At 27.6% G+C, this 23,102-nt stretch carries 24 protein-coding genes; 18 read left to right on the top strand and 6 right to left on the bottom strand.

Going from position 1 to position 23,102, the window contains the following annotated elements; translation table 11 throughout:
• Positions 1–151: 151 nt before the first annotated feature.
• The 9 genes from accB to lexA all read left to right on the top strand — a co-directional run bounded on the left by accB (position 152) and on the right by lexA (position 7,858).
• On the top strand, positions 152–604 hold the full coding sequence (accB, locus tag IC218_RS04895) for an acetyl-CoA carboxylase biotin carboxyl carrier protein (RefSeq protein ID WP_227435173.1): 453 nt from the start codon (positions 152–154) through the stop codon (positions 602–604).
• A gap of 15 nt (positions 605–619) precedes the next feature.
• Entirely contained in the window at positions 620–1,981 is a 1,362-nt protein-coding gene (gene accC, locus IC218_RS04890; RefSeq protein ID WP_227435176.1) for an acetyl-CoA carboxylase biotin carboxylase subunit, read from the top strand.
• A gap of 14 nt (positions 1,982–1,995) precedes the next feature.
• Positions 1,996–2,850 carry an acetyl-CoA carboxylase, carboxyltransferase subunit beta gene (gene accD / locus IC218_RS04885; protein WP_227435179.1) on the top strand — a complete coding sequence of 285 codons (855 nt, stop codon included), beginning with the start codon at positions 1,996–1,998 and terminating at the stop codon, positions 2,848–2,850.
• A gap of 20 nt (positions 2,851–2,870) precedes the next feature.
• Positions 2,871–3,815 (top strand): acetyl-CoA carboxylase carboxyltransferase subunit alpha, encoded by a 945-nt coding sequence (locus IC218_RS04880; RefSeq protein WP_227435182.1) that lies wholly within the window; start codon positions 2,871–2,873, stop codon positions 3,813–3,815.
• Between the two features lie 188 nt (positions 3,816–4,003).
• Positions 4,004–4,264: a stage V sporulation protein S gene (locus tag IC218_RS04875; RefSeq protein WP_003424039.1), complete on the top strand. Its 261-nt coding sequence runs from the start codon at positions 4,004–4,006 to the stop codon at positions 4,262–4,264.
• Between the two features lie 153 nt (positions 4,265–4,417).
• Entirely contained in the window at positions 4,418–4,789 is a 372-nt protein-coding gene (locus tag IC218_RS04870) for an ACT domain-containing protein (RefSeq protein ID WP_227435185.1), read from the top strand.
• A 29-nt stretch (positions 4,790–4,818) separates the two neighbouring features.
• Entirely contained in the window at positions 4,819–5,664 is an 846-nt protein-coding gene (locus IC218_RS04865; RefSeq protein ID WP_227823935.1) for a hypothetical protein, read from the top strand.
• 328 nt (positions 5,665–5,992) lie between these two features.
• The gene (locus IC218_RS04860; RefSeq protein ID WP_227823934.1) at positions 5,993–7,120 is read left to right on the top strand and encodes a tyrosine-type recombinase/integrase; all 1,128 of its coding nucleotides are present in this window, start codon (positions 5,993–5,995) and stop codon (positions 7,118–7,120) included.
• Between the two features lie 102 nt (positions 7,121–7,222).
• On the top strand, positions 7,223–7,858 hold the full coding sequence (gene lexA, locus IC218_RS04855) for a transcriptional repressor LexA (RefSeq protein WP_227435195.1): 636 nt from the start codon (positions 7,223–7,225) through the stop codon (positions 7,856–7,858).
• Positions 7,859–8,022: 164 nt separating this feature from the next.
• Here the strand turns inward: lexA and IC218_RS04850 are convergent, their stop codons facing one another.
• Entirely contained in the window at positions 8,023–9,186 is a 1,164-nt protein-coding gene (locus tag IC218_RS04850) for a ComEC/Rec2 family competence protein (protein WP_227823933.1), read from the bottom strand.
• 449 nt (positions 9,187–9,635) lie between these two features.
• Here IC218_RS04850 and IC218_RS04845 point away from each other — a divergent pair, with 449 nt between their 5' ends.
• Complete coding sequence (locus IC218_RS04845; RefSeq protein ID WP_227823932.1) at positions 9,636–11,042, top strand: sensor domain-containing diguanylate cyclase; 1,407 nt, start codon at positions 9,636–9,638, stop codon at positions 11,040–11,042.
• A gap of 361 nt (positions 11,043–11,403) precedes the next feature.
• Here IC218_RS04845 and IC218_RS04840 read toward each other — a convergent pair whose 3' ends face one another.
• Both IC218_RS04840 and IC218_RS04835 read right to left on the bottom strand, forming a co-directional pair.
• Entirely contained in the window at positions 11,404–12,036 is a 633-nt protein-coding gene (locus IC218_RS04840; protein WP_227435201.1) for an OmpA family protein, read from the bottom strand.
• The gene (locus IC218_RS04835; protein WP_227823931.1) at positions 12,029–13,387 is read right to left on the bottom strand and encodes a hypothetical protein; all 1,359 of its coding nucleotides are present in this window, start codon (positions 13,385–13,387) and stop codon (positions 12,029–12,031) included. Before IC218_RS04835 ends, IC218_RS04840 begins: the two co-directional genes overlap by 8 nt.
• A gap of 169 nt (positions 13,388–13,556) precedes the next feature.
• Between IC218_RS04835 and IC218_RS04830 the strand changes: the two genes are divergently transcribed.
• Positions 13,557–14,156, top strand: coding sequence for an ABC transporter ATP-binding protein (locus IC218_RS04830; protein WP_227482658.1), 600 nt, complete (start codon positions 13,557–13,559; stop codon positions 14,154–14,156).
• Between the two features lie 380 nt (positions 14,157–14,536).
• Positions 14,537–16,135, top strand: coding sequence for a peptide chain release factor 3 (locus tag IC218_RS04825; protein ID WP_227437655.1), 1,599 nt, complete (start codon positions 14,537–14,539; stop codon positions 16,133–16,135).
• Positions 16,136–16,313: 178 nt separating this feature from the next.
• Here IC218_RS04825 and IC218_RS04820 read toward each other — a convergent pair whose 3' ends face one another.
• On the bottom strand, positions 16,314–16,490 hold the full coding sequence (locus IC218_RS04820; protein WP_227437652.1) for a hypothetical protein: 177 nt from the start codon (positions 16,488–16,490) through the stop codon (positions 16,314–16,316).
• Between the two features lie 341 nt (positions 16,491–16,831).
• Here IC218_RS04820 and IC218_RS04815 point away from each other — a divergent pair, with 341 nt between their 5' ends.
• From IC218_RS04815 to IC218_RS04795, 6 genes are all read left to right on the top strand, one after another.
• The gene (locus tag IC218_RS04815; protein ID WP_227482659.1) at positions 16,832–18,475 is read left to right on the top strand and encodes a recombinase family protein; all 1,644 of its coding nucleotides are present in this window, start codon (positions 16,832–16,834) and stop codon (positions 18,473–18,475) included.
• Positions 18,447–18,635 (top strand): sulfonate/nitrate/taurine transporter ATP-binding protein, encoded by a 189-nt coding sequence (locus IC218_RS04810; protein ID WP_074014355.1) that lies wholly within the window; start codon positions 18,447–18,449, stop codon positions 18,633–18,635. The genes IC218_RS04815 and IC218_RS04810 overlap by 29 nt, the downstream gene beginning before the upstream one ends.
• The gene (locus IC218_RS04805; protein WP_227435206.1) at positions 18,625–19,425 is read left to right on the top strand and encodes an ABC transporter permease; all 801 of its coding nucleotides are present in this window, start codon (positions 18,625–18,627) and stop codon (positions 19,423–19,425) included. Before IC218_RS04810 ends, IC218_RS04805 begins: the two co-directional genes overlap by 11 nt.
• A 549-nt stretch (positions 19,426–19,974) precedes the next feature.
• The gene (locus IC218_RS21830; protein ID WP_009889851.1) at positions 19,975–20,109 is read left to right on the top strand and encodes a hypothetical protein; all 135 of its coding nucleotides are present in this window, start codon (positions 19,975–19,977) and stop codon (positions 20,107–20,109) included.
• Between the two features lie 221 nt (positions 20,110–20,330).
• Entirely contained in the window at positions 20,331–20,774 is a 444-nt protein-coding gene (locus IC218_RS04800) for a deoxycytidylate deaminase (RefSeq protein WP_227435208.1), read from the top strand.
• A 132-nt stretch (positions 20,775–20,906) separates the two neighbouring features.
• The gene (locus tag IC218_RS04795) at positions 20,907–21,689 is read left to right on the top strand and encodes an N-acetylmuramoyl-L-alanine amidase (RefSeq protein ID WP_227823930.1); all 783 of its coding nucleotides are present in this window, start codon (positions 20,907–20,909) and stop codon (positions 21,687–21,689) included.
• Between the two features lie 160 nt (positions 21,690–21,849).
• Here IC218_RS04795 and IC218_RS04790 read toward each other — a convergent pair whose 3' ends face one another.
• Both IC218_RS04790 and IC218_RS04785 read right to left on the bottom strand, forming a co-directional pair.
• Positions 21,850–22,203: a hypothetical protein gene (locus tag IC218_RS04790; RefSeq protein WP_227823929.1), complete on the bottom strand. Its 354-nt coding sequence runs from the start codon at positions 22,201–22,203 to the stop codon at positions 21,850–21,852.
• Positions 22,204–22,205: 2 nt separating this feature from the next.
• A complete protein-coding gene (locus tag IC218_RS04785; RefSeq protein ID WP_227823928.1) occupies positions 22,206–22,589 on the bottom strand; it encodes a YtxH domain-containing protein in 384 nt (127 codons plus the stop codon).
• Between the last annotated feature and the right edge of the window lie 513 nt (positions 22,590–23,102).

The following is a 23,102-nucleotide window of genomic DNA, read 5'->3' as shown; positions in this document are numbered from 1 at the left end:
GGAAAATTAAAACAAAAGAATTTACTGGTTGTTAATTTAAAATTAAAATATATCTGAATGTGTTGATTCTATAGTCAGCACTTTTTCTTTTATAAATTTGCTTTTTGTGATATAATATTAGCACCAGGTAATAATACAAGGGGGTAACAACATGAACATCAATGAAATTAAGGAATTATTAAAGGTCATAGACTCAACTAACTTAGAATATGTAAAGCTTGAAAGTAGTGATTTTAAATTAGAAGCATCTAAAAAAACTGAAGTTACAAGCTCACCTGTTTTAAGTGTACAACAAGAATCGGTAGTAGATCTTTCTTTAGAAAAGCCATTTGTAAATGAGGAACCTGTAGTATCTAATGAGAATTTATCAATAGTAGTAGCTCCTTTGATGGGGACATTCTATGATTCTCCAAGTCCAGATGCAGAAGGTTTTGTCAAGGTTGGCGATGTAGTTGAAGAAGGTGACACTTTATGTATATTAGAAGCAATGAAGCTAATGAATGAAATAACAAGTGAAATTAAAGGTGAAATAATTGAAGTATTAGTTGATAATGAAGAACTAGTAGAATATAATCAACCTTTATTTAAGATAAAACCATTGTAGTAGGAGGTATTTAAGTTGATAAAAAAAATACTAGTTGCAAATAGAGGTGATATAGCAGTTAGAATCATCAGAACGTGTAAAGAACTAGGTATAAAAACTGTCGCTATCTATTCTGAAATAGATAAAGATTGTTTTCATAGATATATAGCTGATGAATCTATTTGCATAGGGCCAAACAATATAAGCAAGAGTTATAATAACATAGAAAATATTATATACCTTGCTCTTAAATTAAAATGTGATGCTATTCATCCAGGTTTTGGCTTTTTATCAGAAAACCCTGAATTTGCAAAACAATGTGAAGAGAATAATATTATTTTTATAGGTCCAACAAGAGAACAAATGATTTTGATGGGAGATAAATCTAGAGCGAGAGAAACTATGATGGAATTAAATATCCCTGTTGTTCCTGGTTCAGAGTCTGTTTTAAAAACTAAGGAAGAAGCTTTAGAAGTTGCAAGAGAAATTGGCTATCCTGTTATGATAAAAGCCTCAAGTGGAGGCGGTGGAAAAGGTATGAGAATCGTTAGAAAGGAAGAAGAGCTTTTTTCAAATTTTGATATGGCAAGTTCAGAAGCTTTAGCAGCATTTTCTAATAGCGATTTATATATGGAAAAATTCATAGAAAATCCTAGACATATAGAAGTACAAGTATTTGGTGATAAACATTCAAATGCAATACATTTAGGTGATAGAGATTGTTCTATGCAAAGAAGAAATCAAAAAGTAATAGAAGAGTCTTTAAGTCCATACCTTTCAGATGAAGAAAGAATAAATCTTCATAAAATTGCAGTGGATATAGTAAAAGGTGTAGGTTATATTGGTGCTGGTACTATTGAATTTATAGTTGATAAAGATAAAAACTTTTATTTTATAGAGATGAATACAAGAATACAAGTTGAACATCCAGTCACAGAGATGGTAACAAATCTTGACCTTATAAAACTTCAAATATCTATAGCTAATGGAGAAGAAATACCTTTTAAACAAGAAGATGTTGTTTTTAGAGGTCATGCTATTGAGTGTAGAATAAATGCTGAAGATTCATCAAATAATTTTGCTCCATCACCAGGTAAAATAGAGTCATTAAATTTACCTGGAGGTTTTGGCGTTAGATTTGATACTTTTGTATATACAGGATATACTATACCACCTTTATATGATTCTATGATAGGTAAATTAATATGTTGGGCTGAGACTAGAGAAGAATGTATAAATAGAATTTATAGAGCTCTAGATGAAATTATTGTAGAAGGTATTAATACAAATGTAGAATTCCAAAAGGCACTTGTAACAAGTGAAGAGTTTAGAAAAGATACTCATCATACCAAATTTATAGAAGATGTCTTTATGAAGAAAGAATTTGCTACATTATAAGGAGTAAATAGATTATGATAAAAAAATTTTTATCATCAAAAGAATCTAAGTATGTTACGATTTCTTTAGATGACAACTTTAAAAAGAATAGTGTAGATGATAAATTTTGGACTTATTGCAAAGGATGTAATAGTCATGTATTTAGAAAAGACATAGAAGAAAATTCATTTGTATGTCCAAAATGCTCAAGACATTATGGTTTAAGAGTTCGAAATAGAATAAATTTATTGATTGATAAAGGGACTTTTATGGAATTTAATTCTGATATAGAATTTCAAAATCCATTAAACTTTCCTAAATATAAAGAAAAAGTAGACTCTTATAAGGAAAAAACGAATGAGTCAGAAGCTGTTGTCACAGGTTATGGAAGATTAAATGGAATTAAAACAGTTATTTGTGTAATGAATCCTGATTTTATGATGGGAAGCATGGGTTCTATTGTTGGAGAAAAAATAACTTACTCAATAGAATATGCTGCCAAAAACAATTTACCTATAATTATTTGTTCTGCTTCAGGAGGAGCTAGAATGCAAGAAGGTATGGTATCTCTTATGCAAATGGCAAAGACTTCTCAGGCACTTGCTAAGCTTGAAGAAAAGTCATTACCATATATATCAGTTTTAACTGACCCTACTACTGGAGGCGTAACTGCTAGTTTTGCTATGCTTGGAGATATTATAATTTCTGAACCAAATACATTAATCGGTTTTGCAGGACCAAGAGTAATAGAACAAACAATAAATCAAAAACTTCCTGAAGGATTTCAAACTTCTGAGTTTTTACTTGAAAAAGGTTTTATTGACATGATAGTAGATAGAAGAAAAATGAAGGAAGTATTGTATCAAATTCTTGCTATGCACAAGAAATAGGGCATAAAGGAGGAACTGTTTTGATTGAAAATAATAATGATAAAATAAAAGTCTTGGAAAATGATATCAAACAATTAATAGCTATTTCTGAGGCAAATAACATAGATTTAAGTGATAAAATAAATTCCCTTAATGAAAAATTAGCAAAGCTTAGAGAAGATGCCTTTTCACATCTATCACCATATGAAAAGGTAGTGTTAAGTAGAGATATAAAAAGACCTACAACTTTGGAATACATAGAACATATTTGTTCTAATTTTTTAGAGCTTCATGGAGATAGGCTTTATAAAGATGACCCTTCTATAGTTGGAGGAATAGGGCAAATAGGAAAATTCAATGTTACTATAGTTGGTCACCAAAAGGGAAGAGATACTAAAGAAAATATAAAAAGAAACTTTGGTATGCCTCATCCAGAAGGATATAGAAAAGCGTTAAGACTTATGAAGCAAGCTGAAAAATTTGACAGACCGATAGTGACATTTATTGATACATCAGGAGCATTTTGTGGTCTAGAGGCAGAAGAAAGAGGACAAGGAGAAGCTATTGCAAGAAACTTACTTGAAATGAGTAAACTTTCTGTTCCAGTAATTACCTTTGTAATTGGTGAAGGTGGTAGTGGAGGAGCTTTAGGAATTGGAGTAGGCAATGATGTGTGTATGTTAGAACACTCAGTTTATTCTGTAATTTCACCTGAAGGTCTTTCGAGTATCTTATTTAAAGATTCATCTAAAGCAAAGGAAGCTTGTGATGTTATGAAACTTACAAGTAATGATTTATATGATTTAAAAATAATAGATAAGATTATAAAAGAACCTCTTGGTGGTGCACAAAAAGATGTAGAAGCTGTTTCAAAGGAAATGAAGTCTTATATTTTAGAAAGATTAAATCATTATAAAGATATGCCTAAAGAAGAAATAATGTCTCAAAGGTATAATAAATTTAGAAATATTGGAAAATGCTTATAGAATATAAAGAAATTTGTAGATTTTTCATTATAAAATGGTTTTAAAAAATAAAGGTTTTCTTAAATCTATTATAGAAGTATATTTTTATAAAAGTATACTTTAAATGATGATTGTAATTAGTAAATGGCAATTGTGATTTAGTACTTTAGGTAATGGATACTTTAACAAATTAACAAGGAGATGTTGAAATGGAAGTACTAAAAGTTTCATCAAAATCTAATCCTAATTCTGTAGCTGGAGCTTTGGCTGGAGTACTGAGAGAGCGAGGTATTGCAGAAATACAAGCTATAGGAGCTGGAGCTCTAAATCAAGCAATAAAATCAATTGCAATAGCAAGAGGATTTGTTGCACCTAGTGGAATGGACTTAGTGTGTATTCCCGCATTTACTGATATAGAAATCGAAGGTGATAAGAAAACTGCCATCAAACTTATAATTGAACCTAGATAATATATCTTTTTGTTAGAATTTAATCAAGTTTTAAAGGTTGACTATGGAAATGATGTCCTGTAGTGAACCTTTTTTACTTCGATATATTTTATTTTATATAAATTTTAATGTATAATCTTAATTAAACAAATAAGTTTGAAGGAGATGTATATTATGAAATTAAAACTATTTTTAGAAGAGTATGCAGTATGTAGATTAAATAATAACAGTAAAATACCAACATGGATAGATACAGAAAAATTTTACTCTATAACTAAAACTGATGATGAATTGAGCATTGTATGTTCAAATAACAATATTCCTTCTGATATTAAGTCAGAAAAAGAATGGAGAATACTTAAAATCTTAGGCCCTTTAGATTTTTCACTTATAGGAATTTTATCTAAGATAAGTGGGTTATTAGCTGATAATAAAATAAGTATATTTGCAATTTCTACATATGATACAGATTATATTTTAATCAAAGAAAAAGATATAAAAAATGCTTGTAAAATTTTAAACTGTAATGGATATGAGATAGAGTAGTTGAATACTTAAATGCGAGGTCATAGTTTATGATTCATATAGTTGAGATTTTTAAAATAAGTATAATAAATATCTTTTGTTTTATAGGAATATTTATTGTATTTGGATTGATTTTTAGTATTATAGAAAATTTAAATAATAAATATATCTTTTTATCTTTTGGAAAAACTGGTGTCATTGTAACTGGAGCTATAGGAACTTTTGTACATGAATTGAGTCATTTAATAATGTGTTTGATTTTTATGCATAAAATAAATTCAGTAAAATTCTTTAGACCAATTGAAAGTAAAAATGATGGAGTATTAGGATATGTAAATCATAGCTATAAAAAAGATAATATTTATCAGAGTATAGGAAATTTTTTTATAGGAATCGCTCCAATTATAGGTGGAACAATGATAATTATTTTACTTTTTAGAATACTATTACCAGATAGCTATATTAAAATAATACAAAGCATAGATTTAAAGTTATATGTAAGTATGATTAATAACTTTAATATAGCAGGTTTTACACAGATTATTTTAGATGATATTTTTAATTTTGTAAAAATAATATTGTTAACGCCTGATATATATTCATTAAGATATTTTATATTTATGTTTTTAATGTATTCAATTTCCACTCATATGTCACTTAGTAGTGCCGATTTAAAAAGCAGTTTAAAGGGTTTGAGTTTTATAGTTATAATTATATTTGCAATTAGTTTAATCATATACTTATTTGGGCTTAATAGCTTAAATATTTCTAATTTAATAGTAAAGTACAATATATTTATAAGTTTTTTTATGACAATAGGTGTTATTTTTTCAATAGTAACTCTCATAATATCTTATATTTTTAGTTTGGTAAGTCCATTTAAAAATTTTAATTAAGATATTAAATCTTATACTATTTTACTTTCATTGAAAAGATAGTAAAATTCAAAATTGAAAGAGAGTTTAATAAAACATAAAATTTCTCGATATATTTTAGTAAATACTTATTAAGTATATATTGAGAAATTTAAAAAGAGCATTTGAATTCAACTAGTCTTTAAATGTGGATTTAGGGAATAGTTAGTGCAAAAACCAATTAGAGCACTACTAATCTCTTAAAAAATACATTAATTGATTAAATTAAATATTTATGCTAACATAGCTACATTGTTATTAATAAAAATAACTTACAAATATTCATATTTTAATTTTAGGAGGTTTAAATTTGAATAATGATAAGAAAATTATAAAAGTACATAATAAATCTGATAAACCTGATAATATTGTCATCAAAGAAAATGAACTTATAGAAAAATGTCTACTTTTGGAAAATAAACTTCCTGCATTTATGAAAGATTATTTTATATATTTAAAAGGTTCTGTTGCTGTCTCTACACGACTTGCTTATTTAGAAGATATAAAGTTTTTCTGTTTATACATGATTGAGACAAAGGAATTAACAAGTGTAGATTGTATAAAGGACATTACAGAAAGTGATTTTAACATGATAAAATCAAGAGATATAAACTTATTTTTAGGTGATTATTGCAGTAGATATTATAAAAATACAGAGAAAAATACATTGATTTTTGAAAATAACAATAGAGCTCTGGCAAGAAAAAAATCATCCATCTCTACTCTATTTAAATTTTTATATAGAAATTCTCAAATAGATAGTAACATAACTGATGGATTTAATCCAATAAAGCTACCTAAACCACAACCAGATGCTATCAAGCGTCTTGAAATAGATGAAGTTGCAAAAATGTTAGAGTCAGTAGAAACAGGTGAAGGTCTTACTGAAAAAGAAAAAGTTTATTGGAAAAAAACTAGATTACGTGATAAGGCTATATTAGCTCTATTTGTTACATATGGGCTTAGATTAAATGAACTCAGAGAACTTAATATCTCCTCTTTTAATTTTTCAAGAGGTGAATTTAAAATATATAGAAAACGTGGAAAAGAAGTCTTAATGCCTATAAATCATACTTGTGAACATGTAATAAAAGATTATTTACAAAATGAGAGAACAAGAGATGACTTACTAGATGATGAAGTTAAAGATGCATTGTTCTTATCTCTTCAAAATAAGAGGATTACAGCAAAAGCTATAAGAACACTTGTAAAAAAATATACCTCTATTCCATTAGATACAACTAGAGATAATGGATATAGCCCTCATAAATTAAGAGCAACTGCTGCAACTTCTCTGATTCAAACAGGATTTTCTATATATGATGTTCAAAATTTACTCGACCATGATAATGTCACGACTACTCAACTTTATGCCGCACATAAAAAAAATGTAAAACGTGATATAGTTAAGAATTTTGAATGGATTGAAGATGATTAAAAATCAGGAACAAATGTTTGCAGATATAAATGGATTATGTTATAATTAAAAATATAAATGTATGGAAATAAAAACAAAATATGTTTGGAAATGAGTGATGTTATGTATTTAGATCTAACTGAAAAGCAAGTTTTAATACTGGAATTTATAAAATCTCAAATCATATTAAAAGGCTATCCACCTGCTGTAAGAGAAATATGTACTGCTGTAGGGTTACGATCTACTTCAACTGTGCACTCTCATCTAAATAAACTTGAAAAACTGGGATACATAAGAAAAGACCCTACTAAACCAAGAGCTATTGAAGTTTTAGAGCGTAGTAAAGTCAATGATGTTTCTGGAGCTAACCAGGAAATAATAGAACTTCCTTTAGTAGGTCAAATAACAGCTGGAGAACCCATTTTAGCTCAACAAAACATAGAGGAATATATTCCATTCCCTGCCAGTTTAGTAAAGGGCAGTAATAATTTTGTATTAAAAGTAAAAGGCGAAAGTATGATTAATGCAGGAATTTTAGATGAAGATTACGTTGTAGTAGACAAAAAAAATACAGCCTTAAATTCTCAGATAGTGGTTGCACTTATAAATGGTGAATCTGCGACGGTCAAGAGATTCTTTAAAGAAGGAAACTCTATAAGACTTCAACCAGAAAATGATTTTATGGAACCAATTATGCTTAAAGACTCAGAAGTTGAAATTGTAGGTATTGTAACTGGTGTATTTAGAGTTATAAAATAACTATTAAAGAATATCAAAAAAATAAGCTATTTAATAGATAAAATGTATCTTAATTTCTTTATTTTATCTGTTTGGAATAGCTTATTTTTATATGCATTTACTTTTTTATAATATTTAATGCTTTTTATTTATTATTTCTCATACTTTAGCTATTGATATTTTAACTATTGCTTTCCATAACATATATCACATGGGTCATTTTTCTTACTTTCTGCAATTGTACCTGATAATATTTTTTTACTTCTTGAAAGCCCACTACAATTTTTAGTTGAGTGATAACTCTTCCCTTTTGGAGTAAAATACACTGTTTTTGACGAATTTGATACATTTTGTTCCTTATTTAAGGATTCGTTTTTGTCTGTATTGTTATTTAAATTTTCGTAGTTTCCATCTTCTCTAACACCCTTTTTGTAACTTCCATCTTTACAGCTTGTAAAAACTCCATCACCTGTAGATTCAAATACTATATCTGAACATTCGTCACTTCTATGTACTTTTACACCCATCTTTTTTAATTTGTTCATTGTTTCCTCATGTGGATGACCATATGAATTACCTTTCCCAACTAAAATTACTGCATATTCAGGGTTTACTTTATTTAAAAAAGCCTGAGATGAACTACTACGAGAACCATGATGAGCTACTTTTAAAAGGTCTACTTCTCCAAGTTTTGATAGTATTTCTTTTTCTGTACCTTCCTCAGCATCACCTGTAAATAAGGCTTTATCGTTACCATTAGTATATGCAAGTACTAGTGATTGTTCATTAGTAGTATCTCCTCCATTTGTATTTAGAACTTCAAAATAGGAGTCTTCAAGATAAAACTTTTTATTTTCAAGAGGTACACTTGGAGATAAATCCTTATTTGCTAAAGCATTTATAAAATCTCTGTAACTCTTTGTTTCTGCTGAACCATTTGATACAAAAACATTTTCTATATTGAAATTTTTTACAACAGAATCAAGTCCCCCTAGATGGTCTGCATGAGAATGAGTAGCTATAAGATACTTAATATCTTTTACCCCTTGATTATTTAGGTAGTCTACCATTAAATTCTCATCATCGTTATCTCCCCCATCTATCAACGTAAAAGTTTTGCCCTCTTGAATTAATATTGCATCACTATTTCCAGTATTAATAAAATGAATTTTTATATTTTTATCATTTGATATACTACTAGATAAAGTTTCTTGGTTATTTGATTGATTATTTTCACTGTCTGTTGCACTACTACATCCAGTTAAATAAATAGATATAGAAATTATCAATAAAAATACCAAAGCTTTAATTTTACAATTTCTTTTGTTTTTTATATTACCTTCTATCATAACTTACTCCTCCATTTTCACAATACTTTATGTCATCTACCGACTTATTCTATCATAATTAGCCATTTGATATCAATATTTATCCTATACAGTTAATTTATCTTGTATTAATAATAAAACAATAATATCTCAACTTTTTTTATTTTAATAATATAATTTATTAACTTTTTATATATTTTTAAGTAATAATATTTAATATAATAGTAATGATGATAAATTACAAAATAAAGGATTTTTAAGCTTTAATCCATTGGAAAAATATACTATAATATATGTATTAACCAAGAGAAAATAGCTAAATAAGCTATTCTTAGTAATATAAAAATATATTTCTAGATTTTGATAACTGTCAGTTTAACTATCATAACCTATATTTGAGGAAAGAAATTCCCATTTCAAACCTAGCTAAAGGATGAGTTATTGACAGAATTTTTACTCAGGAGGTAAAAATGAAAGATAATTCACATTATACACTCATTCTAGCATTAGCTGATATAATTGTTGGAAAACAAATAGATACAAAAAAAGTCACTAAATCGCTTGAACTTATATGTAATAGTTTTTCGTTTGAATGTGCTCTAGTATATGAAGTAGACCAATATAATCATTTTAATTTAACTGAGAATTACAGTTTGAATGACATAAAATTATGTAATAGTTTCAATGCATATGAAATTGAATCGGATTTTCAAAAGCAATTAGCTCATCAGAAAATAATTTATTTAAATAAAAATAAAAATTATAAACCATGTGAGATTGATTTTATGAATATTTTTCATGCAGAATCTTTGATTGGAATATCTGTGATAGATGAGAATTTTAATAATTATGGCTTTATTTTATTTTTAAATACTACATCTAGGAAAATAGATTTTTCTGATTCTGAACTTAATACACTATGTATTGTCCTTTCACTACTTGAAAAGTATTTAAGTGTAAGAATACATAGAAATAAAGTTTTCTTCACACAGACTGCACTTGAAAGCATAATAAATAATACAGGCATAGATATTTATGTCATTGATTTTTATACATATGATATTATATATGTAAACAAGTCAATGGCTGAACCTTATGGTGGGATATCTCAATTTTTGGGTCAGAAATGCTGGCAGGTTCTTTTCCCTGGGCAGACATCTCATTGTGAGTTTTGCCCACAAGAAAATCTTATTGATGAAAACGGCAACATTACAGGAGTACATACCTGGAATTATCAAAGACCTTTTGATGGAGCATGGTTTAGAGTATTTAGTACAGCTTTCAGATGGATTGATGGTCGTCTTGCTCATCTTGTTAGTAGTGCAGATATAACTGATAATAAAAAGAATGAAGAATTAATTGAATATATGGCAAATTATGATGTATTAACAGGTCTTCCAAACCGAAGAATGCTTATTGAAGAATGTAAAAATAGAATTGACAATGCTAAAGAAGATGAGCAAGGGTATGTAATCTTTTTCGATATTGATGGTTTTAAAGTAATTAATGATAATTATGGGCATGATGCTGGTGACGAGTTTCTTATAAAATTGGGGGAATTCTTCTCATCAATTCCACTTCTTAAAAATTCAGTTTATAGAAATGGTGGAGATGAATTTGTTGCTGTAATTGGTGGTGACATTACAAAAAATAACATACGTAATTTAGTAAGTTTTATACATGAAAGGTTTAAAAACCCATGGAATTTAAAAAATGGTTCTATATATTGTAATACTAGTGTTGGTATAGCTTGCTATCCAGAAGATGGAAATAATGCTGAAGAATTAATTAATAAAGCAGATCAGGCAATGTATCAAATTAAAAAAACTGGCGGTTCAGGAATATGTTTTGGCTACCAGTTAATAAAAAATGATTAAATCTAAATTTTTTAATCAGCAGTAAAAGGGTAATAACTAGAATTAGTTATTACCCTTTTACTAATTAATTGTAACATGATATGAGTTTTTACGATGTTTTTTTACATAATATTTAAATAATAATTTATAAAGCAATAACATAGAAAATTGACACCTTATAAGTTTTATATTATATAAAATGAATTATTTTACATCAGTAGTACCCAGTTATGCATTTTAAACGCCCATTTATGTTTAAAATATTGCAAAATTCTTCCAAAAACTATAATATATTAAATATCAACAAAAATAAATAAACTTTTTCCTTAAAGAAGGCTTAAAGCTCACACCAACTGCCTTCTTTTTTTTTATAATTTTTTAACTATTTATTTTGATTAATATTTATTTCATATTTTAGCTCTACTCTTCTAGATGCATCTCTATTTACACTATTATCTCCGTTTTTTAAGAGTTCAGCTTTTGACCTACCTATTGCAATAATATGTTTAGTTACCTTATCTTTATATTTATAATTACCTATTTCATCTCCTACTATAAATTTAGCAACGCTATATGCCCTTCTTTGTGATAAATCTAAATTATAGATATAGCTTCCTACATCGTCTGTATGGCCTTCTATAACTATTTTAGATATATAGTCGCCATAATCTTTATAAATAGTTTCTATGTACTTTGGAACAAACATTTTTAACATCTCTTTAGCCTCTGGTTTCAAGACATCACTATCTACATCAAACATTGTCCTTTCACCAAAAGTTACTTGACCATTAGCCTTATCCACTTTCACAGGTATACCACTTTTTTTAAAGGTATCTTCAACAGAAGCATTCACATTTTTAGCTAAATCCTGTTCAACTGAACCTGAGATACTTTCTGAACTAAATAATATAAGAATTACAACCATCAACACAGTGGATAATAAATCTGTAAATGTTGGCCAGAAACTACTCTTTTCAAATTCTCTGTTAACAGTTCTTCTATATTTATTATTCATTTAACTCATCCTCACCTATGACCTTTATTTCTTTCTTTTCTATCTCATAAATTTCTTCACTTAAAGGATTAAATATACTATCAATATTACTTTCAAATAAGTCTTCACTATCAAGAGGAACTTCGTCTTGCATGAAGGAGTTATTAAACATAACATCTAGCTTATCTTGAATGTCTAAAGAGTTCTCAAACATTATATCTAGTTTGGCTTGTAAGTCATTAGAAAAGTTCTCAATAATACTTGAAAGATTCTTAATTGAATCGTCTAGAGTATATTTTTCGTCTAAAAGAATTTTTTGATTTTGAGATATTTTGTTTTCATGAGTCATTAATTTAGTTAACAAATCTTGAGCACTTCTTTCATATAAAGCAAATCCTGCATTTATATTTCTTATATAATCTTTAATTTTATGTTGGCTTTCAGTGGAATTATATATATTTTTTGAGGATTCTTTTATATCAAATAAAATTTCCTTATTTATATTATCTTGATTATCATACTTATCAAACAGTTTTACAAATTTTACATTTAAAATATTAAACTGTTTATCTAATTTTCTTACACTTTGGTCAAATGTCTTAATAGAACTTTGAGAGCCTTCTAAAAGACTTTTTAAAGCTTCTATTCCACTAATAAATTCGTCATTAAAATCATTTAAGTCTTTAGATATTTTATCAAATTTTTCAATAGCTTCTATAGACTTGCTTATTTGTTTTATTGTATTTTTTACCTCCTCTACTTTTAAATCCATTCTTTCTGATTTAATATGAGTTACCTCAGAAGTCAGTAGATTCTCAGCTTTTAACATTATTTGTATCAAAACATGTTCACAGTCTTTTATCTTTGTAAAATAGCCTATAATTAGAGAAAACACCACTCCAAATATACTAGTTGTAAATGCAGTTTGCATGCTACTAATAGTCGAAGGAAGTGAATTTATAATATCTTTAGTATCAACACATAAAAGCATTGTAGAAAGCCCAACAAATGTACCTAAAACTCCAAGTAATATACTTATTGAAGATGAATTTTTTATGCTCCTAATTTTTTCTAATATCGATAAGTTATTATATTTTAAATCTGATACAACTTCTTCTACAAACGAAGTTATATTTACATCAGCATAAGGATTTTCTTTACTATATGTATAGTAATCATTCCTTATTTTGCTATAAAATACACTCGTTTTATAGTCTTGGTTGATTTCTTCTAGTTTTGAACTTACAAACAAATACAACTTGTTGTTTTCCATAATTTTAAAAATAGAATACACAGTTATTGCAAGTAAAAATAATATAGTTATTGGATTAGTAAATATTGACTCTATCAAATTAGTTATTATGTTACTCAATTTTATCCCCTACCTTATAATTTATTTATCTATAATTTATACGTACAAGTTACTAAGAAAATACGTAAATAAACAAAATATTTATATTATATTTATGAAAAATGGTACAAATAGGTTGTAATGTTAATAACATAATATATACGAGCTAAAAGTTATAGGGGGTGGCATAATGAATGACAACATAGTAGAAGTTAAAAATATCAATATGAACTTCTACACTAAGGAAGGCGAGCTTGAAGTATTAAAGGATGTCAATTTTAATTTAAAAGAAGGTGAAATACTAACATTACTCGGTCCTTCTGGAAGCGGAAAATCTACAATTTTAAATATTCTTACTAATCTTTTAAAACCAACTAGTGGTGATGTAAAGATTACTGGAAATATTGGATATATGTTTCAAAAAGACAATCTGCTTGAATGGAGAAATATAATGGATAATATAACTATTGGTTTGGAAATTCAAGGTAAAAAAGATAAAAAATCTTTAGATAGAGTTGAAGAGCTTTTAAAGACTTATGGACTATGGGATTTCAGAAGTATGTATCCTAAAGAATTATCTGGTGGTATGAGACAAAGAGTTGCTCTTATTAGGACACTTTCTGTAAATCCAGATGTTTTACTTTTAGATGAACCTTTTTCAGCTCTTGACTATCAAACTAGACTGTTGGTTTGTGATGATGTTTATAGTATTATTAAAAATGAAAATAAGTCTACTATTTTAGTTACACATGATATTGGTGATGCACTTTCTATAAAAGTGCAACTTTAGGAATTAATCTATTTTATTTAAATCCATCCATTTAGATTCTAACTCAGATATTTTTCATGATAATACTCATAAATATGAAGTTGTTATAGTCAATCTTAATATGTATGAAATGTAGAATAGTTGAGGGTGCTATTGCTTCTAACGAGCTAGGAATTATAAAAAAGTCCTTTTAATCTTAAAAAGGGGTTTGTGCTATACAGTAAGATAGTAAAGCTATTTTCATAAGGTTTTCATATTGACAGTTTTGCAATAAAGTTATAATATTAATAGGATTGTAGTTTTTTATAGCATATGGAAAATTATGTTCATTTTAAAACTATTAATAAATATAATTTTTTATATTTGGATAATCGTAAAATTAAAATAAAGGATGATAAAAAATGACAGAACAAAATTTAAGCTTGATTGATGAAGTTAAAAGAAGAAGAACCTTTGCAATCATTTCCCATCCCGATGCAGGAAAAACTACATTAACTGAAAAGTTTCTATTATATGGTGGTGCCATTCGTGAAGCAGGATCAGTTAAATCAAGAAGATCTCAAAAACATGCAGTATCTGACTGGATGGAAATTGAAAAACAAAGAGGTATATCTGTTGCATCAAGTGTTCTTCAATTTGAATATAACAACTTTTGTATAAATATTCTTGATACTCCAGGGCATCAAGATTTTAGTGAGGACACTTATAGGACTCTTATGGCAGCAGACTGTGCAGTAATGGTTATTGACTCTGCTAAAGGTGTCGAGGATCAGACAAAGAAATTATTCCAAGTTTGTAAAATGAGAGGAATACCAATTTTCACTTTTATAAATAAAATGGACCGTCAAGGAAAGGATCCCTTTGAACTACTTGAAGATATTGAAAATGTTCTAGGAATTCGCTCTTGTCCAGTAAACTGGCCAATTGGTTCTGGTAAAGAGTTCAAAGGTGTGTTTAACCGTCATAAAAATCAAGTTGAACTATTTGATGATGGTAACCATGGACAATCTATTGCTAAATCTACAACTGGAGATATATCTGATGAAAAATTTAATACTTTATTAGGTGATGCTCTTCATGAAAAACTACTAGAGGATATTGAACTTTTAGATATTGCTGGAGATAATTTTAATTTAGACGGAGTATTAAATGGTGAATTGACGCCTGTGTTCTTCGGAAGTGCCCTTACCAACTTTGGTGTAGAACCATTTTTAGAATCGTTCTTAGAAATAACACCTCCACCAAATCCTCGTAGCAGTAATTTAGGTGATATTGACCCTAATTCTAATAGCTTCTCAGGATTTATATTTAAAATTCAAGCTAATATGGATAAATCTCATAGAGATAGAATTGCATTTTTAAGAATTTGCTCTGGTAAATTTGAAAAAGGTATGACAGTAACTCATGTACAAAGAAATAAAAAGGTTAAACTTTCACAACCTCAACAGTTTGTAGCCCAAGACCGTGTTATAATAGATTCAGCTTATCCAGGGGACATTATAGGGATACATGATCCAGGAATATTTAATATTGGTGATACATTAAGTGAAAAAAAATCAAATTTACAATACACTGGTATACCACAATTTGCTCCTGAACATTTTGTAAGAGTATCTACAAAGAATGCTCTTAAAAGAAAACAGTTCTTAAAAGGTCTTACACAATTATCAGAAGAAGGTACTATACAGATATACAAACAACCTAATTTTGGTATGGAAGAACTTATTGTAGGAGTCGTTGGAGTTCTTCAATTTGAAGTTTTAGAATATCGTCTAAAACAAGAATATGGTGTTGATATGATAATGAATACACTACCTTATCGTCACATACGTTGGATTGAACCTGATACTTTCAAATCGGATAAGCTTTCAATACCAATGGATACAATACTAGTTGAAGATAAAAATAGCAATCCAGTATTGTTATTTCAAAATGAATGGTCTATTAGACATCTAATTGAAAGAAATGAAAATTTAGTTTTAAGAGAAACTTCTTTATAAAAAATAAATATTAATGCCCCCTACGTCTATTTTTAAACGTAGGGGGGAGATTTCCGATTTTCTTTTTTCTAACCACTCTTCTCTTTTAATGCCATTAGTCTCATAAAATATATGTGAATCCAAATATTTTCTCATTTGTTTTTCCTCTCTTATATCATATGTATACCTTATCAAAATTTTAAGCTTTAGCTTCACTTTTTTCTAAATCTTCTTCTAGTATCTTAAAGGCTTTATCTAAAACTTCCTCAGGATACTTTTTTCTTAATGCATTTACAAACCATATAGCTTTAGCTGATTCTATTTTTTTTAGTTCCAGTGGATTTGTAGGAAAAATCTCCACAACTTTTATATCCATATATAACCCCCCTATGCCTTAATTGAGTTATTATATTAATCTATGAGGTTATAGACTTGTCTTGACACAACTAATTAAGTCTCAAATTTTCTCTATGAAAACGAAATCAATATTTTTTCATATGATGCAATAAAAATGTATTATTAACATTTAATGTATTCTTTACATCATATATTTATATATAAGTAAATAATAAAACACTATTAATACCTATACGTATTGAAAATACTACTATAAGGGGTGAACTGATAAATACATCTACTCTTTTGTGATATGAAATTGAATACCAGAATATTACTTATTCAAGTCAATTTATACCAAAGTTTAAGGGGGTTAAACTTATGAAGGCTGCAATTTATTCAAGAAAATCAAAATTTACGGGCAAAGGTGAATCTATAGAAAATCAAATACAACTATGTATGGACTATGCTAAATCTGTTGGTATAAAAGATTTTTTAATATATGAAGATGAAGGCTTTAGTGGTGGTAATATAGATAGACCTCAGTTTAAAAAAATGATGCAAGATGCAAAAGCAAACAAATTTGATTATCTTGTGTGTTATAGATTGGATAGAATATCAAGAAATGTATCTGACTTCTCTACTCTAATAGAAAAATTAAATAAACTAGATATATCTTTTATATCTATCAAAGAGCAATTTGACACTTCTACTCCAATGGGAAGAGCTATGATGTTTATATCTAGTGTATTTGCACAGCTTGAAAGAGAAACAATAGCTGAACGTATAAAAGATAATATGTATGAACTTGCTCGTACTGGGAGATGGCTAGGTGGTAAAACACCTCATGGATTTAGCAGTAAAAAAATCAAATACTTAGATGAAAACCTAAAAGAAAGAAGTATGTATCAGTTAGAAGTTAGTGATGATGAGATGGAAGTTGTTAAAATAGTTTATGCTAAGTATCTAGAACTTAGATCTTTATCTCAATTATACAAATATGTTTATCACAATGGAATAAAAGGTCCTCGTGGTGGTAAATTTGACCCTAGTTCATTATCTGGTATACTTAGAAGTCCTGTTTATGTAAAAGCTAATGATGTTGTTGTAGAATATCTTAGAAATAATAATATGGAAGTTATCGGTACTCCTGATAATGAATGTGGAATACTTACTTATGCTAAAAATACATCTACACCTATAGCAGCTATTGCTAAACATAAAGGAATTATAGATTCTACTACTTGGCTTGAAGTTCAAGGTTTACTTGATGCTAATCGTGATAAGAGTCCAAGAATTGCTACTGGTAAAGTTGCTTTATTATCAGGAATTTTAAAATGTTCTAAGTGTGGTTCTAATATGAGAATTACTTATAAAGGCAAACGAACTGATAAAGAATTAAAGTATTATTATGTATGTGGTACTAAAAAGAATCTTGGTGTTGATGCTTGTAATTGTAAAAATCTTAAAGGACCTTTAGTTGAAGCTATTGTTATTGAAAGAATTAAAAATTGTAATGTAGAATCTATTATAGATGCTTTTCATGAAAATAAGATTAAAGTTGATAATGCATCAAATAGTATTAATAGTGAGATTAATTTATTTAGGAATTTTATTAAGGATAAAGAAAAAATCATCAGTAATTTAGTTATAGAACTTGCTAAAAATACTGGTAGTGTTGCTTCTAATTATATTATCTCTCAGATTGAAAGTTTAAATAGTGAAATTGAAGAATTAAAAGTTAAGGTTAGAAACTTAGAAGATAACAATGCTGATATTAAAAATGCCAGTGTTAATTTAGATATTGTTGTTAGTAATTTAGAAAAGTTTAACAATATGGTTGATGATGCTAATTTGGATAATAAGAAGTTATTGTTGTCTACTATTATTGATTCTATAGTTTGGGATAGTTCTAGCAACACTCTTAGCATTGTTTATATGGGTGCTGACATAGATGACTTAGTTTCGTTGTCTGATAGGTCGCACTTTTGTAGCGATGGCAGAAGCAATAAGCATATCAGATAAAGTTGCAATACTATCTAAAAGACCAGCTACTATAAAAAATATTTATGATATTGAACTTAATATGGATGGAACAAAAACGCCTCTCAAAACACGTAAAGTTCCCGATTTTCAAAAGTATTTCGACATCTTATGGAAGGAGCTAGATACACATGAGGCTTAATAAAAGATCTGAAGGATATATAAACTATATTAAAGGTGTAAAAAGAGAAAAAAGAAATGTATTATTTTATCAACTATTAATTTTAATTGGCTTTATTATAATTTGGGAGATTTTAGCTGATTTAAACGTTATAAATACTTTTCTATTCAGCAAACCAAGTGATATTTACAACTTGTTTATTCAATATGCATCTAGTGGCCAACTATTTAAACATATTGGAGTATCTGTATATGAAACAGTTCTTGGTCTTGTTATAGGAACTGTTTTAGGTATTTTAGTAGCTATTGCTCTTTGGTGGTCAGAAAAATTATCAAAAATATTAGACCCATTTTTGGTAGTTTTAAATGCTCTTCCTAAGACTGCTTTGGCTCCTATAATTATAGTTTGGGTTGGTGCTGGAATAGAAGGAATTGTAGTAACAGCTGTAACTATTTCCGTTGTTGTTACCATACTTTCAGCCTATAATTACTTTATGAATATAGATGAAGAAAAAATTAAGATGTTAAAGAGTTTTGGAGCTAGCAAATCACAAATCCTATTTAAACTTATATTACCCGCAAATACAGGAAATTTAATAAACTTAACTAAGATTAATATTGGTATGGCTTGGGTAGGTGTTATAGTAGGAGAATTTTTAGTATCAAGATATGGAATAGGATACTTGATAGTTTATGGCAGTCAAGTATTTAAGTTAGATTTAGTAATGATGGGTGTATTCGTGTTAGCTGTTTGTGCATGGGCAATGTATGCTATAGTTAACATTATTGAAAAAATATATAATTCTAGATAAATAAAAAATATTATTTAGTAAATTTTAATCATTCTAGTATTTATAGGATAGTTTTCTAGAAATACTAGAATTGTACAATTAAAAAATTATAACTATATAACTTTAATATGTGAAACTGTAGGAATATTTGTGAGAAACATAAAGCAAATTTACCTACAGTTTTTAGTGTATAAAATCAGTAAAATAAGTTAGATATTTACTGATTTTATTACATAAATCCAATAGTACAATTCATCTTTCCATAATATCTGGAGATGTATCATACAATCTTATTTTTTATTGAGTATATTATAAAGTAATAGAACAATTAAAATACTGATTACCCTATTTTGCAACTTACACAATTGTATATAAAAGATAAAAAATAATTATCATCAAATTCATAATTTTAAGGCTTAATGCATATAATTATATGTCGGTTAAAGGCGCATAAAAATAAAAGGAATTCATAAGTTATATGTTGTATAGATATTGTAGTAGATGTAATATGTAAGAAATTTCAGCACTATTTATATTCTGTACAAAAAGATACTTGAAGGGAGATTGAAAATGGGAATATTAGAAGGAGCTGCAATGATAAGAGAAATTGCAATTAAAATAGCCAAAGAAAAAGGTATTACAGAACAAAAGGCATGGCCTGAAGCTGTAAAAGAGTTTAAAGAAAAATATGAACTTGTGTTATAAATTTTGATTATAAAAAACTGTCTTGATTTTATTAAGACAGTTTTCATATTTTATGATGAAAATTTTATAAAAAGTTTAATGAAATAAGATTTAATTATTAAAAAAACAATTTAAAATTTATTTTATCTTTTATATTTTTAGCTATAAAACAAATTTGTTTTTAATACTGTTTTTGAGGTATAAATCTTATATATTAAAGATAAGATTTGGAGGTATTTAGTTTGGAAAGTAAACTTGAAAATAGATGTTCATGGCAAGAGTATTTTATGAGATTATGTGAGACAGTAGCTGAAAGAGGTACTTGTGACAGAGCTTATGTTGGAGCTATAATTGTTAACTCAGAAAACAGAATCGTATCTACTGGATACAATGGTAGTATATCTGGAGATAATCACTGTAGTGAAGTTGGTCATGAGATGAGAGATGGTCATTGTATTAGAACCATTCATGCCGAACAAAATGCCCTTTACTATTGTGCTAAAGAAGGCATATCAGTTAAAGATTGTTCTATTTATGTAACCCATTTTCCTTGTTTAAATTGTACTAAGGCCATAATTCAATCTGGAATTAAACATATCTACTATAAAACTGGATATAGGATGGATGAATATGCCTTGAGATTATTACAATCAAGCAATGTGTTATATACAAAATTGCAATTTTAATACTTACACATATTATTCTATAATTTTACAAAATATTTTATATTAGATAATTAAAGTATAAAAAGAAACAAAATTTTAAATTGTGCATATATTAAATAGAAGTTAAATTTAATCATAAAGGAGATGTATAATTTGAAAGTAGTAGTAATACCAGGGCACACTTTAACTGGGAAAGGTACAGGAGCTGTAGGATATATAAACGAAAGTAAAGAAACAAGAATAATGAATGACTTAATAGTTAAATGGCTTAAATTAGGAGGGGCTACTGTTTATACAGGAAAAGTTGATGCATCAAATAATCATTTAGCTGACCAATGTGCTATAGCAAATAAACAAGAAGCTGATTTAGCTGTTCAGATTCATTTTAATGCAAATGTTACAACTTCAACCCCAGAAGGTACAGAAACTATATATAAATCTAATAATGGAAAAGCATATGCAGAAAAGGTAAATGCTAAACTAGCTACAGTATTTAAAAATAGAGGTGCAAAATCTGATGTTAGAGATCTTTATTGGCTTAATCACACTAACGCAACAGCTATACTAATAGAAGTATGCTTTGTAGATAGCAAAGCGGATACAGATTACTATGTTAATAATAAAGATAAAGTTGCTAAGTTAATAGCAGAAGGAATATTAAATAAATCTATATCAAATTCTCAAGGGGGAGATAAAGTGTATGAAAATGTAATAGTTTATAAGGGGGACGCTGATAAAGTTGCTGCTCAAATTTTATACTGGCAATTGAAAGATGCTTTAGTAGTAGAAGCATCTAGCTATAAGCAAGGTTTAGGCAAAAAAGTTTATGTTGTAGGTGGAGAAGCTAATAATCTTGTAAAAGGTGATGTAATAATAAATGGTGCTGATAGATATGAAACTGTAAAATTAGCATTAAGACAAGTAGGTAAGTTATAAAATAGATATTATTTTATAAATATATAATAAAAAGATGTATCTACTTATTATGTTTATTCATCAATAGATACATCTTTATTTATTTGTACTTTATAAAGTATTTTCTGTAAAATTAGTTTAGTAAAGTTTTAAATTCACAGAAATACTAAAGCTTATCGTATTAATATTTTTTATCCGAAAAAATATTTTTAATTATAGTTAATATATCAACTATGACATCCATATTTGATTTAACGCTGTCTTTAGTAACAAGAAAGTCTGCTGTAACTTCAGTAACAGCCTCTGTTACATCTTTCATATTCTCGCCTACTTCTCCAAAACTATCTACAACACTAGGAAGATTATTTAAAGTTGTATTTATATTTTGAGTATTTTCATTTAATACATTTCCAACATTATTTAAAATCTTATGTAATTTAGCAAGTACAATAATTAAATAAATTAAAGCGATACACCCAAGTATAGCTAATAATACATATATTATACTAATATTAATTGTTATTGTGTTATTCATTGTTATTCCTCAGTGACACTTACTGGTTCAACAATGTCTATTACTTTATCTTCCTCGCTAGAATCTTCAACACGTTTTTTATTATCTATATAATTTCTTATCTTTTGCTTTGATTCAATGAAATTTCCTTTTCTGTCTTCTAATTTCTCAGACATCTTACCTTTTACATCCACTGTTTTCATGTTTATTTTATCCGCAATTTGTTGAGATGCATCTTTTATATCTTCTCTTGTTTCTTTTCCTGATTTAGGTGCTAGTAATACTCCTCCAACTGCACCAGTAACAGCTCCTAGTACAACACCAGCCGTTGCAATTTTAGCTTGTTTGGCTTTTTCAGCTCTTTGTTTAGCTTTTCTTTTATCTTCTATTTTTTTTGATAAGTTCATATCCAATCGCTCCTTATTATAATATTTCTAAATATTATAATACATTTTTTTCCATAATGATATAGTTTCTAACTAAATTTTTAAAAACTAATAAAAAGTTCTTTCTAGTATTTATATATATAATAAGAATTCTAAACTACATTCCAAAAATTCTATAATATAAGTATCTGAAAACTCTTTAATATAAGTCTCCTACTCTTTCACTGTATATCAAAAATTTTGATGCAGTTTCTAAATACAATTCTTCATTAGCATTTAAACATCTTATTTCTTTTGTGCTAAATATCTCCATATTTTTAACCCTTTTAAATAAATTAATTAAAAAAACAATAAGAGAGGAATTAATCCTCTCTTTTAAATTTAATTAGATTTGGCAGGGCGGCGTATCCTGCATCTCTATTAACTACCCTATAAGCAGCGTATTGGGTGCCTTTTCCAACCTCAAATCTAATAAATAAATATTTACATATATATTTATATTATAACTTATTTGATAATATTTTTCAATGCTTT

It is taken from the genome of Clostridioides sp. ES-S-0005-03, assembly GCF_020658455.1.
In the GTDB taxonomy this organism is placed as follows: domain Bacteria; phylum Bacillota; class Clostridia; order Peptostreptococcales; family Peptostreptococcaceae; genus Clostridioides.
Note: the sequence above shows the minus strand (reverse complement) of the source record. Positions and strands in the feature narration are given on the sequence as shown.